Source organism: Emticicia sp. BO119, from assembly GCF_013912375.1.
In the GTDB taxonomy this organism is placed as follows: Bacteria; Bacteroidota; Bacteroidia; order Cytophagales; family Spirosomataceae; genus Emticicia.
This window is the reverse complement of sequence record NZ_JACETV010000012.1, coordinates 34,355-50,602: the sequence shown is the minus strand read 5'-3', so window position 1 is coordinate 50,602 and position 16,248 is coordinate 34,355. Positions and strand designations below refer to the sequence as shown.

At 38.4% G+C, this 16,248-nt stretch carries 16 protein-coding genes; 13 read left to right on the top strand and 3 right to left on the bottom strand.

What is annotated here, in order from left to right:
* Positions 1–141 precede the first annotated feature (141 nt).
* From H1R81_RS25695 to H1R81_RS25660, 8 genes are all read left to right on the top strand, one after another.
* Positions 142–552: a response regulator gene (locus H1R81_RS25695; RefSeq protein WP_181843627.1), complete on the top strand. Its 411-nt coding sequence runs from the start codon at positions 142–144 to the stop codon at positions 550–552.
* A 25-nt stretch (positions 553–577) separates the two neighbouring features.
* Entirely contained in the window at positions 578–1,438 is an 861-nt protein-coding gene (locus H1R81_RS25690) for an STAS domain-containing protein (protein ID WP_181843626.1), read from the top strand.
* A 20-nt stretch (positions 1,439–1,458) separates the two neighbouring features.
* Positions 1,459–1,860, top strand: coding sequence for an STAS domain-containing protein (locus tag H1R81_RS25685; RefSeq protein ID WP_181843625.1), 402 nt, complete (start codon positions 1,459–1,461; stop codon positions 1,858–1,860).
* A complete protein-coding gene (locus tag H1R81_RS25680; protein WP_181843624.1) occupies positions 1,841–2,254 on the top strand; it encodes an anti-sigma regulatory factor in 414 nt (137 codons plus the stop codon). The genes H1R81_RS25685 and H1R81_RS25680 overlap by 20 nt, the downstream gene beginning before the upstream one ends.
* Complete coding sequence (locus H1R81_RS25675; RefSeq protein WP_181843623.1) at positions 2,247–3,269, top strand: ATP-binding protein; 1,023 nt, start codon at positions 2,247–2,249, stop codon at positions 3,267–3,269. Before H1R81_RS25680 ends, H1R81_RS25675 begins: the two co-directional genes overlap by 8 nt.
* Positions 3,270–3,275: 6 nt before the next feature.
* A complete protein-coding gene (locus tag H1R81_RS25670; protein ID WP_181843622.1) occupies positions 3,276–5,324 on the top strand; it encodes an ATP-binding protein in 2,049 nt (682 codons plus the stop codon).
* Positions 5,325–5,358: 34 nt separating this feature from the next.
* Complete coding sequence (locus H1R81_RS25665) at positions 5,359–6,300, top strand: GlxA family transcriptional regulator (protein ID WP_181843621.1); 942 nt, start codon at positions 5,359–5,361, stop codon at positions 6,298–6,300.
* A 65-nt stretch (positions 6,301–6,365) separates the two neighbouring features.
* Complete coding sequence (locus H1R81_RS25660) at positions 6,366–7,139, top strand: DJ-1/PfpI family protein (protein ID WP_181843620.1); 774 nt, start codon at positions 6,366–6,368, stop codon at positions 7,137–7,139.
* Between the two features lie 195 nt (positions 7,140–7,334).
* Here H1R81_RS25660 and H1R81_RS25655 read toward each other — a convergent pair whose 3' ends face one another.
* Complete coding sequence (locus H1R81_RS25655; RefSeq protein WP_181843619.1) at positions 7,335–7,853, bottom strand: hypothetical protein; 519 nt, start codon at positions 7,851–7,853, stop codon at positions 7,335–7,337.
* Positions 7,854–8,140: 287 nt separating this feature from the next.
* On the opposite strand from H1R81_RS25655, the gene H1R81_RS25650 reads away from it, so the two are divergent.
* Positions 8,141–8,878, top strand: coding sequence for a DUF72 domain-containing protein (locus H1R81_RS25650; RefSeq protein ID WP_181843618.1), 738 nt, complete (start codon positions 8,141–8,143; stop codon positions 8,876–8,878).
* 170 nt (positions 8,879–9,048) lie between these two features.
* Positions 9,049–9,831 carry a phytanoyl-CoA dioxygenase gene (locus H1R81_RS25645; protein WP_181843617.1) on the top strand — a complete coding sequence of 261 codons (783 nt, stop codon included), beginning with the start codon at positions 9,049–9,051 and terminating at the stop codon, positions 9,829–9,831.
* 113 nt (positions 9,832–9,944) lie between these two features.
* On the opposite strand, the gene H1R81_RS25640 is transcribed toward H1R81_RS25645, so the two are convergent.
* Positions 9,945–10,394 (bottom strand): hypothetical protein, encoded by a 450-nt coding sequence (locus tag H1R81_RS25640; RefSeq protein ID WP_181843616.1) that lies wholly within the window; start codon positions 10,392–10,394, stop codon positions 9,945–9,947.
* A gap of 29 nt (positions 10,395–10,423) precedes the next feature.
* Positions 10,424–10,843: a hypothetical protein gene (locus H1R81_RS25635; protein ID WP_181843615.1), complete on the bottom strand. Its 420-nt coding sequence runs from the start codon at positions 10,841–10,843 to the stop codon at positions 10,424–10,426.
* A 351-nt stretch (positions 10,844–11,194) separates the two neighbouring features.
* On the opposite strand from H1R81_RS25635, the gene H1R81_RS25630 reads away from it, so the two are divergent.
* From H1R81_RS25630 to H1R81_RS25620, 3 genes are all read left to right on the top strand, one after another.
* A complete protein-coding gene (locus tag H1R81_RS25630) occupies positions 11,195–11,617 on the top strand; it encodes a hypothetical protein (protein ID WP_181843614.1) in 423 nt (140 codons plus the stop codon).
* 203 nt (positions 11,618–11,820) lie between these two features.
* Complete coding sequence (locus tag H1R81_RS25625) at positions 11,821–12,705, top strand: ABC transporter ATP-binding protein (protein WP_181843613.1); 885 nt, start codon at positions 11,821–11,823, stop codon at positions 12,703–12,705.
* Positions 12,702–16,220 carry a M1 family aminopeptidase gene (locus tag H1R81_RS25620; protein ID WP_181843612.1) on the top strand — a complete coding sequence of 1,173 codons (3,519 nt, stop codon included), beginning with the start codon at positions 12,702–12,704 and terminating at the stop codon, positions 16,218–16,220. Before H1R81_RS25625 ends, H1R81_RS25620 begins: the two co-directional genes overlap by 4 nt.
* Positions 16,221–16,248 lie beyond the last annotated feature (28 nt).

Genomic DNA, 16,248 nt, shown 5'->3' with positions numbered 1-16,248 from the left:
GCTTGTTTTTTGCTACAATTTAGCCAAAAAAATAAATATAGATGAATATTCTCTGCTTTTTCCTCAGATTGTTTAATGTTATGACAAATAAATACCTTATTGTTAAAACAAATGGTATATTTGCTATCAAACAATTTCTATATGTCCACTGCTTCAATTTGTTTACTGATAGATGACGATCAGGATGATCAGGAAATCTTTACTTTGGCGTTAGAAGACTCCGGTCTTAATATGCAATGTGTCATTTGCCACAATGCCAGCGAAGCATTGCAGAGATTGATAGAAGATGACACTTTTTTACCCAATTATATTTTTCTCGACCTCAATATGCCACGTATTAATGGCGTCCAGTTATTAACCGAAATAAAGAAAATTTCTCGACTCAAACACATCCCCATCGTTATTTACTCTACCTCTTCGCACCCTAAAGACAAAGAAGCTACCCATAAACTTGGGGCAGCCGCTTTTATTACCAAGCCATCAGGCATCAAAGAACTTTCACAAATACTCAAAGATTTTTTTCAAACACATTTACAACCTGCTTATGAATAAGCAACAAAACGTCAACAGTTAAACTATGAAAAACGAAGCCGTAAAAATCATAAAGGCAAAGAAAAAATATATCCTTGAACAATGGTTTCAGAATCAGTTAGAAAATGATGGCTTGCGAGAAGATTTAATCACTAACGAAGACCAGCGTATTCAATCAGAAGAATTAATTAATTCATTTGCCGCAAGTATCTCCGATACCAATTTCGATAATTTTCAGTCGAGAGATTTCGAAAAAATAGAAGATATTTTATCAGGTGTTGCTATTTCAAGAGCCAAACGAGGCTTTACCCCTCGCGAGACCGGAGCTTATGTGTTGAGTCTGAAAATGGCTTTATTAAAAACATTATCAGAAGAAATTAAAGACCCTGTGGTGCTCTATACTGAGAGTATGCGCATCAATAGCCTGCTTGATAACTTCAGTATGATTACCTTTGAAACTTTCATTAAAGGCCGGGAAGACGTGATTCTCCGCCAGACTGACGAAATTACTGAAATCTCAACACCGGTTATTAAAGTATGGGATGGTATCCTCGCTTTGCCTATCATTGGCACATTAGACAGTTCCCGCACACAGATAGTAATGGAAAATCTTTTGCAAGAAATTGTCGAAACCGGCAGTTCTATCGCAATTCTTGATATCTCAGGTGTACCTGCAATAGACACCCTCGTAGCTCAACACCTGATCAAAACAGTAAGTGCAACCCGCCTGATGGGTGCCGAATGTATCATCAGTGGCATTCGCCCTGAAATTGCTCAGACTGTCGTACATTTAGGCATTGATTTATCAGATGTTATTACAAAAGCAACGTTGGCAAGTGCCTTAAAAACAGCCTTTGGAATGATTGAGTTAGAAGTTCGAAAAAAAGCTACATCTAAAGTTTTATAACAGACAATCAGAGTTTACGTATGGATAGAATACCTATTCTTAAGATGGGTGACTTTCTGTTAGTCACCATTCAAGTTGATTTATACGACCAGTTAGCCGAAACACTTGAATCAGACTTAGTACAGATGGTCAGAAAGTACAACTCAAAAGGTGTATTGATAGATATTTCGGCTGTTTCTATCATTGATTCATTTATGGGGCGTATTTTGGGCAATATCTCTACCATGTCGAAAATCATGGATGCCGAAACCGTGGTAGTAGGTATGCAACCTGCCGTTGCCATTACATTGGTTGAATTAGGTTTACCTCTGAAAGGTATCCATTGCGCTCTGAATGTTGAAAGAGGAATGGAATTATTACGTTCTAAAATTACTCTGGACATTCAAGACGACGACGACTACGATGATAGTGATACTGAATAAAGATGCGGTTAGCATAACCAGAGAACAGGATACCATTCTTCTGCGTAATCGGGTAAAAGAATGGGCCACCAAAATTGGCATGGGCTTAGTAAACCAGACAAAGCTCATTACTGCCGCCAGCGAACTGGTACGTAATATGCTGAAATACGCCCGGGGAGGCGTTGTTAATATTGAAATTGTAAGCAAAGGAAGAGAAAATGGCGTAAGACTGATTTTTATTGATAAAGGCCCGGGGATACACGATATTAATCTGGCTATGAGAGACGGCTATACCACAGGCAGAAGTCTGGGTTTAGGGTTACCCGGAGCTCGGAGATTAGTAAATGAGTTTGAAATTCAATCGGTGGTAAATGAAGGTACTACCATCAGTATAACTAAATGGAAGAATGGCTGATATTTTTTTTTCTTCTTACAAAGTTGAAGACCGGAGTTATGTTTCTTTTGTAAAAAGAGAAATTCACAATTTAATTGCTAAATCAGGTTTTTCATCAATGCGGGCAGGTGAACTGGATATAGTAGTGTCTGAACTATTGTCTAATGTAATTAAACATGCCGGAGGAGGCGAAGTATTTTACAGAATAAGCAACGAAGAAAACAATAATAAGGTTTTTGAGATTTATTGTATAGACAATGGCCCAGGCAATAATAATATTGCTAAAATGATGAAAGACGGTGAGTCTTCATCTAATACATTAGGGCATGGTTTAGGAGCTATTAATCGTCTGAGTGATTTTTTCCAGATTTATTCAACAACCCATTGGGGAACAGTCGCTTATGCAAAAATTTTCATGAATGAGCCTCCTAAAAAAACAATTGCTCCTAAAAATAGTATTCATATAGATGCCTTGCAGGTTTGTATGCCCGGCGAAGAAGTTTGTGGCGACGGATATTGTATAAAGAAAACCAACGATGAAACACAACTGTTTTTAGGCGATGGCCTTGGGCATGGGCCTAATGCCCATGAAGCCGTTAGTGCTGCCATTGATGCCTTTAAAGAATGTTCAGAAATCGAACCAGAAGACATTCTACGGTTTATTCATCAGAAAGTAAGAAAAACAAGGGGTTTGGTTGCAAATATTGCCAGCTATCATCATCAGAAAAAACAGTGGAAGACCTGTGGCGTAGGCAATATCAGTACACGCTTTTACGAAGGTTTATCTGTCAGAAAAGTACTATCTCATAATGGTATCATTGGCTTGAACATTCCCGCTTTTATGAATACCCAGATATTGGCTGATACTGATTACCAACACATCTTTATGTTTTCAGACGGTATCCGTGGGCATTGGGATTTACACCAGTTCCCTTCTATTCTGAAATATGCTTCTCCCATAATGGCCGGAGCAATTTTTAAAGACTATTCACGTGGTAATGATGATATGACGCTGTTAGTAGGAAAAGTAAATTAGGTGCTCATGGAAGAAATTATAAGAATAAATCTGGACAACGAAATGGATCTTATCATTGTTCATAAACGAACAATGAGATTGGTTGAATTATGTGGTCTTTCCATTGCTGCTCAAACTACTTTTGCCACGGCTGTTTCTGAAGTAGCCCGGATTGCCATCAGTTATGGCGATAAATCCTATATCTCTTTAAATATCAACGCACTCAGGCTCAATCAGAAAGAAATAGTGGCTGTTATCCACGACAAAGTTGACCTGAAGGCCATCAATCCCGAAGCCTTTTCTTATGCCCGCCGTCTTTTAGGCGATATTCAGACCGACTATAAAGATTATTTTCATACCACTACCCTTACATACAGGGTTCAGTATGGAGGAATCCTTTCAAAAGCAAAAATTGAATCTTTCAAAGAATATTTCAGAAACGAACCCTCTATTTCAGCGTATGACGAAATCCGAAAAAAGAATATCCAGTTATTGGAATTAATTGACAAATTAGGCGAAAGTGAAAATCGCTACCGGATGTTGAGCGATAACCTGCCGCTCATGATGTTTGTCATTAATAACGATGGAAAAATAAGCTATACCAATAAATGGCTCAAAGAATTTATCGAATCTCAGGGTTTAATTCCAACCAATATTTCCTGGTTCTCACTATTACATCAACCTGACTATAGAGGTTTTTATGCTGACTGGGAAAAAGCCATAATAAATAAAACAATTTTTAAGGCACAAGGCAGATTAAAACAAAAAGAAAATCTGATCTGGCATCTCATATCAATGATGCCTGTCAAAAATGACAATGATTTAGTCACTAACTGGATTGGCTTCTTTGTTGATATTCATGCCCAGAAAGTAGTTGAAGAAACTCTTCGTGACAACAAAGCCTTAAAGCTGGTTCAGCAGGAATTACTTGCTCATCAGAAAGAATTAGAAGTAAAAAACACAACCCTCTCAAGACAAAATGATTTTATAGAAACCGTACTCGACTCCTCCGTCGACTACATCATGGCCATCGATGCCGATTTAAGAATCATCACCTTTAACCATTCTTATGAGGTACTAAGTGGCAAAAAACGCGATGAAGTATTAGGTGAGAAAATAACAGACATTTTTCCGGTTATTAAGGAAAATGGTACCTATGAGGCAATCAAGGAAACCCTCAACGGAACCCCCGTCCATAAACCAGTGCACCAGTCACCCTTAACCCACCGCTTTTACGAAGTATTTTACATACCGCTTTCTGACGATACCGAAGAAACTTATGGGGCTGTAATTTTAGGAAGAGACATAACTGACCAGATGCAGCATGAGTTGAAACTCAAAACCATGAACGAAGAATTGCTGCTACGGAATAATGAACTCGAACAGTTTGCCTACATAGCCAGCCATGATTTACAGGAGCCTCTGCGTAAAATAAAAACTTTCTCTAAGCTACTCAACGAGTCTTTAGAGATGAACGATAAACAAAGAGATTATTTCAACAGAATCATCAATTCATCAACACGGATGTCGAACCTCATTAAAGATGTGTTGGATTACTCCCGGCTGTCAAGAACTGATGAGCAATTTGTTGCCGTTGATCTGAATGAGGTTTTAAATATAGTAAAAATAGATTTTGAGTTATTAATCGAAGAGAAAGGTGCAGTTATCAATAGTGATATATTACCAGTTGTACCTGGTATTCAATTACAACTCACACAGCTATTCTTCAATCTTTTAAGCAACGCTCTTAAATTCTCTATACAGCAGCCTGTTATTGATATTACCTGCCGGAAACTGACTTTCGACGAAGTAAATAGCATAATAGAACTCGATGCCAACAGAGGTTATTACCTGATCAATTTTCGGGATAACGGCATCGGCTTTGAACAACAATTTGCCCGACAGATTTTTACGATTTTCCAAAGGCTTAACGACAAACATTCTTATGCGGGTACAGGTATTGGTTTGGCTTTGTGCAAAAAAATTGTTGAAAACCACAACGGCCATATTTTTGCTACCAGCGAATTAGGCACAGGTGCGGTTTTTCATATATATTTACCTGCTTCTGTAGAATAAACATAGACTATCCATTAAACTATCCTCAGTTCTCTTGAAAAACAGGATTATTTTCTATCTGTCAAACGATGTCCATATTCTTGATTTGGCTGGCCCATTACAGGTCTTTTATGAATCAGGCGAATACGGTATTCCCTACGAAATCCTGTTTGTTTCAGACCAGACCCGCAAACAGTTTTCATCAGGGCTTTTTTCAGATAAACTTCTCCATTTTTCAGAAATCACCCCACAATCTGAAGATATTCTGATGATCCCGGGTTTTACTATTCAATCTAACCTGACAACCGACAAGTACTTTGATAATTGGCTGATAGAAGCCAATAAAAATAAGGCAGCTATCTGCTCGGTCTGCACAGGTGTTTTCGCTTTGGCAAAAGCAGGCATATTAAATGGGCTTGAATGTACCACCCATTGGAAATACCTCGAAACCCTGCAAAAGCAATTCCCCCACGTAAAAGTTTTGCGGAATAGATTATTCGCAAAAAACGATAATGTATATACGAGTGCCGGAATCACCACCGGTATCGACCTCGCATTGTTTCTGATAGAAGAAAGACACGGACCTAAATTTGCCTACCAGTTAGCCAAAGAATTAGTCATGTATTTACGTCGTGACAGTGCCGATATTCAGGAGAGTATATTTGTACAATATCGCCAGCATATCAATTACCAGATTCACGAAATTCAGGATTGGCTCATTCATCATTTTCACCAGAAAACGTCTATTGAAGCACTCGCTGAAAAAGTCAATATGAGCCCACGAAACCTGACCCGGTTATTTAAAGCTAAAACAGGTATTACCATAGGAGAATACATCGAAAAATTAAGGGTTGAAAAAGCCTTACAATTATTAAAACGTAACGAAAAAATGACCACAATATCACAGGAATGTGGTATCAATAACCCTCATCAATTAGCTACAATTCTCAAAAAGCATACAGGCTATATCCCGAAAGAACTCCGAAAATTGTCCTGATCCTGTGTGTGATTGTCCTTTCATCAGGTCTTGCAACGCTATACTTTTGTAAGAAAAAACAAACAATGAAAGCTATTATCACTTACAGTCTTCTTTTTGCATCAGTACTGAGTTTTGCACAGAAAGCAGAAGCCGACCCATTTGTTTGCCCACCCTGCAACAACAACTGCGATAACCTGACCTTCGATAAAGCAGGTAAGTGCCCGCATTGCGGCATGGAATTGATTCAGAAAAGTAAACTCCTTAAAAAAAAGATGACAATCTGTTTTTATTTGCAGGATGGTGTAGAGGTACTTGATTTTGCCGGGCCTATGGAAGTATTCTCTTATGCAGGAGCAAAAATCTTTACGGTTTCTAAGACCAAAAATCCTATTAAATCACAGGGTATCCTGAAAGTAACACCAGATTATGATATTATTGATGCCCCACCATTTGACATATTAGCCGTGTTTGGTGGCAATTCAGGCAATGCCTCAGAAGACCCCGAAGTAATTAACTGGATAAAGACCCGGAAACCCACTACGCAATACTATTTCTCTGTTTGTACAGGTGCCTTTATTTTAGGCAAAGCAGGCTTGTTAGATAACCTGACGGTAACTACCTTCCATGAAAGTATTGAGCGTCTACAAAAAGCTGTACCAAGTGCTAAGGTCTTACCTGACACTCGGTTTGTAGATAATGGCACTATTATAACTACTGCCGGAATTTCAGCAGGGATTGACGGTGCCTTACACCTCGTAGAAAAACTGGGGGGAAAAGAGTCGGCTATAAGAGTGGCAACCTATATGGAGTATGATAAATGGATACCCGGACAGGGTCTTATTGTCAAAAACCCCTGACCTAAAATGGATTAAATTATCTTACCTGATTATTTTTTGCGCCTCTTAAGTAGGTAATACATAAAAAGGTGGTGAAACACAGAGTCAGCTTTGGCTGGTAGAGTATTAATATCACTCTCTTGTTGTGTGTTTCATCACCTTTTTATGTATTATTAATGCCTATTGGCAATAATCCGATTTAAACTTCACATCCGATCACATACGATTGGGGTCTCTATCTCGGTTTCTATCCGTATCCTCGTCCAGCTCTTCAGTCTCTGAATAATCAGCATTGGTGTTTCTGTTTGTACCTTCTCTGTCACCACGATCCCGGTCACGGTCTCTGCCTTGTTGGCTTGAACTCCATTGGTCAGACTGACCCTGTTGCCCTGTATTTGTATTACTTTGTTGGCCCTGGTTTGGCATATCTCTGTTACCACTTTGCTGGCTGCCAGATTGTTGTCCTTGCTGCCCCTGGTTCCAGTTTTCCTGCCCTTGCTGGCCTTTATTCATATTTGATTGTTGCCCTTGTTGACCTTGATTTCTGTCGCCTTGTTGCTGGCTGCCGGATTGTTGCCCTTGCTGCCCCTGATTCCAGTTTTGTTGTCCTTGCTGGCCTTTGTCCATATTACTTGATTGTTGGCCTTGTTGACTTGTGTTTCTATTTCCTGATTGTTGAGTTGAGGTGTTTCTTTCATCCTCTCTTTCTCTTGGCTTATTTTCTTGCGTTGCCATAGTTTTATTTTTTTGAGTTTAATAGATAATATCAGAGAAAATCAAACTAAACAAAATTGATTTTCTCATATTAATTCTCCAAAAAATTCTATGCCACCTCTCAGATTGCATTCTAATGAGGATACCCCTAAATGGCGTGGTAAAGAATACTCAATTTTTATTTAGACTGTGTAAATATTTAGTCAATAAATAGCACGTTCTTACTTAGCCGATTCTTCATTCGCTTGGCTCAAATTTTTTATGCCGTCAGTTAAGTATCATACTGATTTTCTATAGGAGACACATATATGAATCATTTTATTGGCTGTTCGGGCTTTTCAAATAAAGACTGGAGAGGTTTCTTTTACCCCGATAATCTGCCATCAACAGATTATTTGTCTTTCTATGCCCAATACTTCAACTCAGTAGAAATTAACTCTACTTTTTATCGTAAACCCACAATTAAAACCCTTAATAGCTGGTATGAGCAAACACCGGCCAATTTTCTCTTTTTTATTAAAATTCCACAAACTATTACACATATTAATCAACTGAAAAATATGCGTCAGGAGATCAATGAGTTCTGTAAGCATATCAGTCATGGCATAAAAGAAAAATTAGGTGGCTTTTTGTTTCAGTTCCCGCCTTCTTTTATTTGCGATAAAGAAAATATAAATAATATCCTCAACGGGCTCAGTCCACGCTTCTTGAATGTAGTTGAATTCAGACACAGAACCTGGTGGAATGATGGAATTTTCGAGGTTTTAAGAGAACATGGAATCATCTTTTGCGGGGTAAGCATTCCTAAAGATATACCAGATAATGTAATTATCAACAATACAGACACAATATACTACCGGCTTCATGGCAAACCCATTCTTTTTAAATCTGAATACAGTGAAACGGAATTACAGGCATTATCAGAAAAAATTATAACAAGCAATAAAAACGCTTTTGTGTTTTTTAATAATACATGGGGTATTGCAGCTATAAAAAATGCCAGATATATGCAAAAACTCTTAGCAAATTCTCCTCAAATTTCATAATTTTGATGGTATGAGAATGGCTCCAATGCTTTAATAGCTTCCCTTATGTCTTTCTGACATTTCCTGCCTTTTTTTGAGGCCTGTTATTCTATTGTCTTTAAATTCAAAATCATAAATTATTGTAGGCGGGCTATCGGCTCGCCCCACAATAATTGTATCATAATACAATCATGCAAGAAATCTTAACTATAAATCAGATTCAACAATTTATTTATCAGGGGTTCGTCAGAGTCGATAATGCCTTTTCTTCAGAAGTAGCACAAGAAGCAAGAAATATTCTCTGGAGAGATACAGGCTGCAACCCGAACGATAAACAAACCTGGACAAAACCCGTAATTAGATTAGGTATGTATAACCACGAACCATTTCTTAAAGCCGCTAATACCAATATACTCCATGCTATATTCAACCAGTTGGTCGGGCAAGGTAACTGGATACCCTGCATGAGCATGGGTACTTTTCCTGTCCGTTTCCCATCTTCAGAAAAGCCTGATGATACTGGCTGGCACGTAGATGCGGGGTTTCCTGGTAATGACCCTGCAAATTTTTTTGAGTGGCGTATCAATGTAAAGTCAAAAGGCAGAGCATTGCTGATGCTGTTTCTTTTCTCTGATGTAAGCGAAAAAGACGCCCCTACCCGTATCAGAGTGAGTTCGCACTTAGAGGTCGCAAAGGCATTAGAACCCTTTGGAGAACAAGGGCTTTCATTTATGGAATTGGCAGAGAAATTAGCCCGGATACCCCAAAAAGAAGAAGTTCTGGCTATTGGCAGAGCTGGTACGGTATATTTATGCCACCCTTTCGTAGCGCACGCAGCACAGGCACATCAGGGCATTAACCCTCGCTTTTTAGCCCAGCCTCCTCTTCTGCTGAAAAATGATTTAGTGATAGAAAATAAAGAAGAAGCTTACACTCCGATAGAAGAAGCTATTCGGTTGGGAATAAACAGATAGTTAATCTTTAAATCAAAAACACCTTACTTAGCCTGAATTTACTCTCGCAGCACTGCTAAATTCAGGCTTGCCAAGGTGCTAACAAAAAATTTGTCAATTACTAACTCACTTCATTATTTAAACTGATGCGTTCTGAATATCCTGATAATCTCCTGCTCGTTACCTGGGTTGGTTATATAAAAAGCTGTCGAATTCATTTTATCTCTATGATAGATAATAGCCCTTAAAAGCACCCCGTTATCTTCTTTCTGTTTCGCTATTACTGCTTTATTTCCATCAATCGTAGTTTCTTCGTAATACAGTGGTTTAGGGTTACTGTTTTTACTTATATCTCCATTATACCAACCATGGTCAAAGTAAATTTTATCCTCACCTCTTTCAAAATAACCAACATAACTGTCAGTTCCCTGTAATTGTACCAGTTTCCAGTCTTGGGTAGGAAAACGTAACGAGAACGACTGGTTCTCAATAAGGAACATTTTTTCCCAGTCAGGGTCTTTGGGTTCAACCCCTTTATGGCATGCTACCGCTAATAGCAGAAACAGAAATATTACATTTTTCATGGTTTATCAGATTTAAGAGATATATCTGCTTATCTATCCATATTATATTTACTTGCTACCTCTTTTAATTGTAATTCAGAAGCCCCAACTTGATGAACCTCATAGACTGCCATAAACGTACCGCCCCAGTATATCCCATTTAGATTAATTTTGTTTCTATCAAGACTCCACTTTCCTTGTGTCTCCATATAAGTAATTGGTGGAGTTCCACACCAACCTGCGTTCTGGCGGGCAATAAGCAAGCCATTGGGTTTAAAAGCATATCCGGCTTTATTCTCTTCAAATTGAGATGCTCGATGAAAACTGATAATTATCTTATCATCAACAGATTCATACTTGTCTAAAACCCACAAACCTTCAATCGGGCTTTCAGGGTTATACTTTTTACTACAGCCCGACAGCAGTCCGACAAAAAGCAAAGCAACAATAATAATGATGTTTTTAAACATAACCGCAAATTTTATAAAAGGATACGTTTTATAGCAAAACCGTTGGAATATACCCATAATTTATCCTGAATTATAAGAGTACTCAACGAGCAGAGTTATCCGGTTTCTGTTAGATATAACTGATTTTCGCAGAAATCTGGAACAAAAAACTGGTTTCTCTGTCTAATCAGATAATTACCCTATGATTTTAAGTAAGGCAGGTAATGTATTTATATAAGAAATGATTAAATGAAAATTCAGCTTCCATTTATCCAAACAATTAACCATTTAACATATTTGCAATACAAACTACCTTTTTTTACACAGTAGTAATTATATTTACTTTTTATTCACTTTAAACAATTATAAATTATGAAAAATTTTCTACTACTTGTACTTGTATGTTTCAGTTTTGCAGGCTTTGCCCAATGCAATCTTGATCTGGCATTGACTTCAAATAAAACCGAATACCTTGATAACTCGGGCACAGTACAGCGCACAGTCGATGAAAACAGCACCATTGAAATTATCAAAAAACAGGTTTTGATTAATCCAGGGAATAATGGCAATATCATGACTGCAAATATCACTGCTGCAACCTGTGAATGGCCTACGGCATATAAAGAAGGGAAAAGCGTCATTAAAGCCGATTTCAACGATCCATCGGGTGAAACTCGTCATGTTACCATGACTATTGAAGGCAAAGACGGAAAAACAACTTTTACAATGGAAATCGCTGAAATGCCTGATAGAGTAATCAGGGTTACGATTGATAGTTTTAAAGAAAAGAAATAGTACTCTCTTATCAGATAAACGCAAAATATAAAGCTCAAAAAATGATGTTGGCACTTACTAACATCATTTTTTATAATTAATTATTGTTTTACATTAATTAATTATATATTTGCAATCAATTATTAAGAAGCCGAACAATCCTGTTGTTTCAAAAGCACCTCAAAAAAGGCGCATGGCATTGTATTGTTTAAAAACTATAAATTATGAATCAGCTATCTCTCAAAAACATCAACAAGACTTATCCCAATGGTGTGAAAGCCATTGAGAACGTAAATCTCGAACTCAGTAATGGTATGTTTGGCTTATTAGGTCCGAATGGTGCCGGAAAATCTTCATTAATAAAAACCATTGCAGGTTTACAAAACCCCGATAGTGGCAGTATCACGCTGAATGGCACAGACATCGTAATCGACACCGATTTCATAAAAAAACAGTTAGGCTTTCTGCCACAGGATTTTGGTGTTTACCCTAAAATCTCAGCCTATGACTTACTCAATCATTTAGCCACTTTGAAAGGAGTAGTTAATAATGCAGTCCGAAAAGAACAGGTATTGGCTTTGCTGGATAAAGTCAATTTGTATCAGCATCGTAATAAAGAAGTCTATACTTTTTCAGGTGGTATGCGTCAGCGCTTTGGTATTGCACAAGCCTTGTTGGGTAATCCACAGGTAATCATTGTAGATGAACCAACCGCCGGACTTGACCCGGAAGAACGCAACCGTTTCAATAACTTATTAAGCGAAATAGGCGAAGATATTATCATTATCTTGTCAACGCATCTGGTAGAGGATGTGAAAAACCTCTGCCCCAATATGGCGGTGATGCACCAAGGCAAAGTAATAGCGCAAGGTAAGCCCTCTCATTTTGTGGAATCACTGTCTGGCGTCATCTGGAAAAAGACCATCGACAAAAAAGAAAAAGCCGATTATGAAAAAAACTTCAACATTATTTCTACCCAACTGACTGAAGGAAAACTGAGTATTCATGTCTATTCAGACACGCAACCCGATAGCCGCTTTCAGATACTCTCTCCTACGCTGGAAGACTATTACTTCTTTATTATGAACCAACAAAAGCACGTAGCATGAAAACCGCAACACAGTTTAGATATCTATTTGCATTTGAGCTAAGTCTCTTTTTCAAAAGAGCCTGGATATATGCCGTTTTATTGACTTTTTTAGGTATAGGGCTCTTAGGTGGCTCTTCATTTTCTGTATTACTTACCGAAAACACATTCCGCAATTCGCCCTTTGCTATTACTTATAACTTAGGGTATCTGTCGCTTATATGTATTTTTTCCTCAACCATTTTAGCGGCACAGGTATTGTTTCGTGAGCAGGAGCATCATTTCTCTATGGTCTTATATGCCACTCCATTAAAGAAAATCAATTTCTTTCTGAGTAGATTTTTGATTATTTTTGGGCTTAATATTTTCACTTTTTTGTTATTACTGACAGGTTTTGCCATTGGGCAAACCATGTCTCGTTTCGATGCAAGTGAATTCGGGCCTTTTCGTCTATGGTACTATTTTCAGCCTTTTCTGCTCATTACAATACCCAATGCCTTTTTTTGCTCTGCGGTGGTTTGTAGCATAGGCTTGCTGACCAGAAATAAACTTCTGGTTTATATTTCGGGTTTGTTTATCTTCATTGCTTATCATGTAGCACTTATTTTCTCAGGCTCACCGCTCATTGCCGGAGCCATGCCGCCTACCGAAGAGTCGATGCAAATGGCTGCCCGGTTTGACCCTTTCGGTTTGTCAGCGTTTTTACATCAGACCTTGCTATGGTCTGCCATCCAACGCAATACAACGGTGACAGCTCTGATAAGTACAATGCTATTTAACAGGGTATTTTACATACTACTTTCTTTCATACTATTAATTATTTCGCATCGATTATTCAGGTTTTCGGTGGATGAAAAAGGCAGAAAAACAAAAGAAAAACCTCAGGTAAAAGCAGTAGTTACACTTTATAAGATAGCTATACCCCAACCTTTCAGCATTCAGCATCAATTCAGGTCTTTGATTAGTCTGGTAAAAATTGATTTGACTTTTGTACTGAAAAGCATTCCCTTCCTGCTGATTCTGGCAGGGATTGTTTTCGTTGTTTCAATGGAGATGTACGGAGCAATAGAACAGGGAATCCGAATACCCGAAAACTATGTCAGTACTGCCTTAATGGTTAATACCATTCTGGAAGTCTTCCCCATCTTTTGTAATCTGGTTATTTTATTCTACAGCAACGAACTACTCTGGAGAAGCCGCACTTCAAACTTTCATCTGATAGAAAATACCACCCCCGTGAGCCTCTCTATACAATTCTTTGCCAAATGGTTTTCAATGGCCTGCATCATTCTTTTATTGCTTACCGGAGTTGTGCTCACAGGTATCCTTTTTCAGATAGTCTATCAATATCCCCACATAGAATGGAATACGTATATAAGTATGGGTTACTTGGTCGGCTTGCCTTTATTATTGAGTGCCGGTATTGTTATAGCCATCCAAAAAATCATTAGAAACAGATACTTTGCTTTGGTGGTGGCTACTATTTTTGTAATACTCACTACCACAGGCATTGGTGCTAATATACATATCAGGCATCCTTTGCTTCGGATAGGATACCCTTTTGAAGGTGAGTACAGCACTATGAGTGGTTTCGGGGCAAATCTTACCACATTCAGTTGGCGAATGCTGTTTGGTATCTGCACCACTTTTATCATTATGATTTTAGCCGTACAATTCCAAAAAGGCATCAGAAAATCATGGAATCTAATTGTTAAAATCAGTCTTTTGCTATTAGTAGCAATTGCAACCTCATCTGGCATCTACATTAATAGCCAGATTGATATGTCGGATAAAGAAAGTAAACTGCAATGGCAGGCAAACTATGAAAAAAAATACCGCCAGTTTCAGCATATCCCCAAACCTGACATCAAAGCCATACAAACCAAGATTGACTTGTTTCCTGAAAGCAATGCTTACAATGCCTCTGCTATCTATATCTTGCACAATACCACCAATCAACCCATCAATAAGCTCTTGTTTTATTTAAATCCTGCACTTTCCCTTAAAAGCCTCAAAGTAGACGGCTCAAAGGTGAGTACGGCTGATGAAGAATTCGGACATTATTGGGTTACACTATCCAAGCCTTTACAGCCACAGGATAGTATCAAAGCAGATTTTGAGTTAAGTTATCACTGGAATGCCTTTACTTCGCTTATGCCTTTTAATGCGATGGTTGAAAACGGCGCATTCTCACGTATCAGCAATTATTTTCCGCAATTGGGTTATCAGACAGGCAATGAAATAGATAGGGAAGTAGAGCGCAAAAACCGTAACTTAGGCAAGGCTACACCCCTCAAAAGCCTGGAATTCCCGCGTGAGCCCGAAACAGAATGGTTGAACCTGGATATGCTGATTTCAACCTCAGCCAATCAGATAACCATTGGAACAGGCGAATTAGTAAACCAGTGGAAAGTTAATAACCGTAACTATTTTCATTACAAAACCAATGTACCCATCCGCTTCAGATTCGGAGTATCATCTGGCAATTATGCTATCAGAAAAGTAAATCATCGTGGCATTGGCATAGAGGTATATTATCATCCTACACATCACGAAAACGTCGAAGGACTCATAGCCAATGCTAAAAATACTCTGGACTACTGCGAAACCAACTTCGGCAAATATCCTTTCAAAACCATTCGCTTTGCCGAAATTTCAGCCTTTAGTAAAGGCTTTGCGGCTACGGCTTATCCGGCGACTATATTCATGACTGAAAACATGGTTTTTCATGCAAATATCAAAGGAGACAAACAACAGGATGTCATTAATGAATTAGCAGGACACGAGCTTTCGCATGAGTGGTGGGGCTCTACTAATTTTGTACCCGATGAAAGAGAGGGTGGAAGATTCCTGAGCGAGACCCTTGCTATGTACACCGAGCTTATGCTCGTAAAAAAAATGTATGGACAAAAACGTGTCCTGGAAAATGTGCACATGCACAAAAACATTTATCTGAGCGACAGAGGGTTCAGCGACGAGCAACCGCTCTATAAGACCAATTACAGTAATCTGCATCTGTTTTATTCGAAAGGCATGGTTGCCATGTATCAACTATCCGAACTGATCGGAGAAAACAAGGTGAATGCTGCCTTACGACACATCTATCAGAGAGCTGTTTCCAGAACTGACAATATTCTGCCAGTTACCACAGATTTTCTGGATGAGTTATATAAGCTCACCGATGCTTCGCAGCACCCTGCTATCGATGACCTGTTTAAAAAGATTATTATCTACCAGCCTCTTGCAACATCAATTCAGACGCGGCAAGTTGGCAATCAATACGAAACCAGTTTTGAACTGACTGTCAATAAATACCAGGAAAACGGAAAAGGTAAACAAACACCTGTAAACTTTACAGGCACGATCGAAATAGGTTTTTCTTTTAAAGACGGCAGCCCACAGATCATGAATTTTCGGGTAAACCATAATAAAGCAACTATCAAAGTCAGGAACACTGAAAAACCTGTAACACTGATTTTAGACCCGAATGAAAAGATGATAAAAGCAGATGAAGGTACCACTTATAAATTGAAATAAGCACATATTGTTTCTTTAAAACATATCC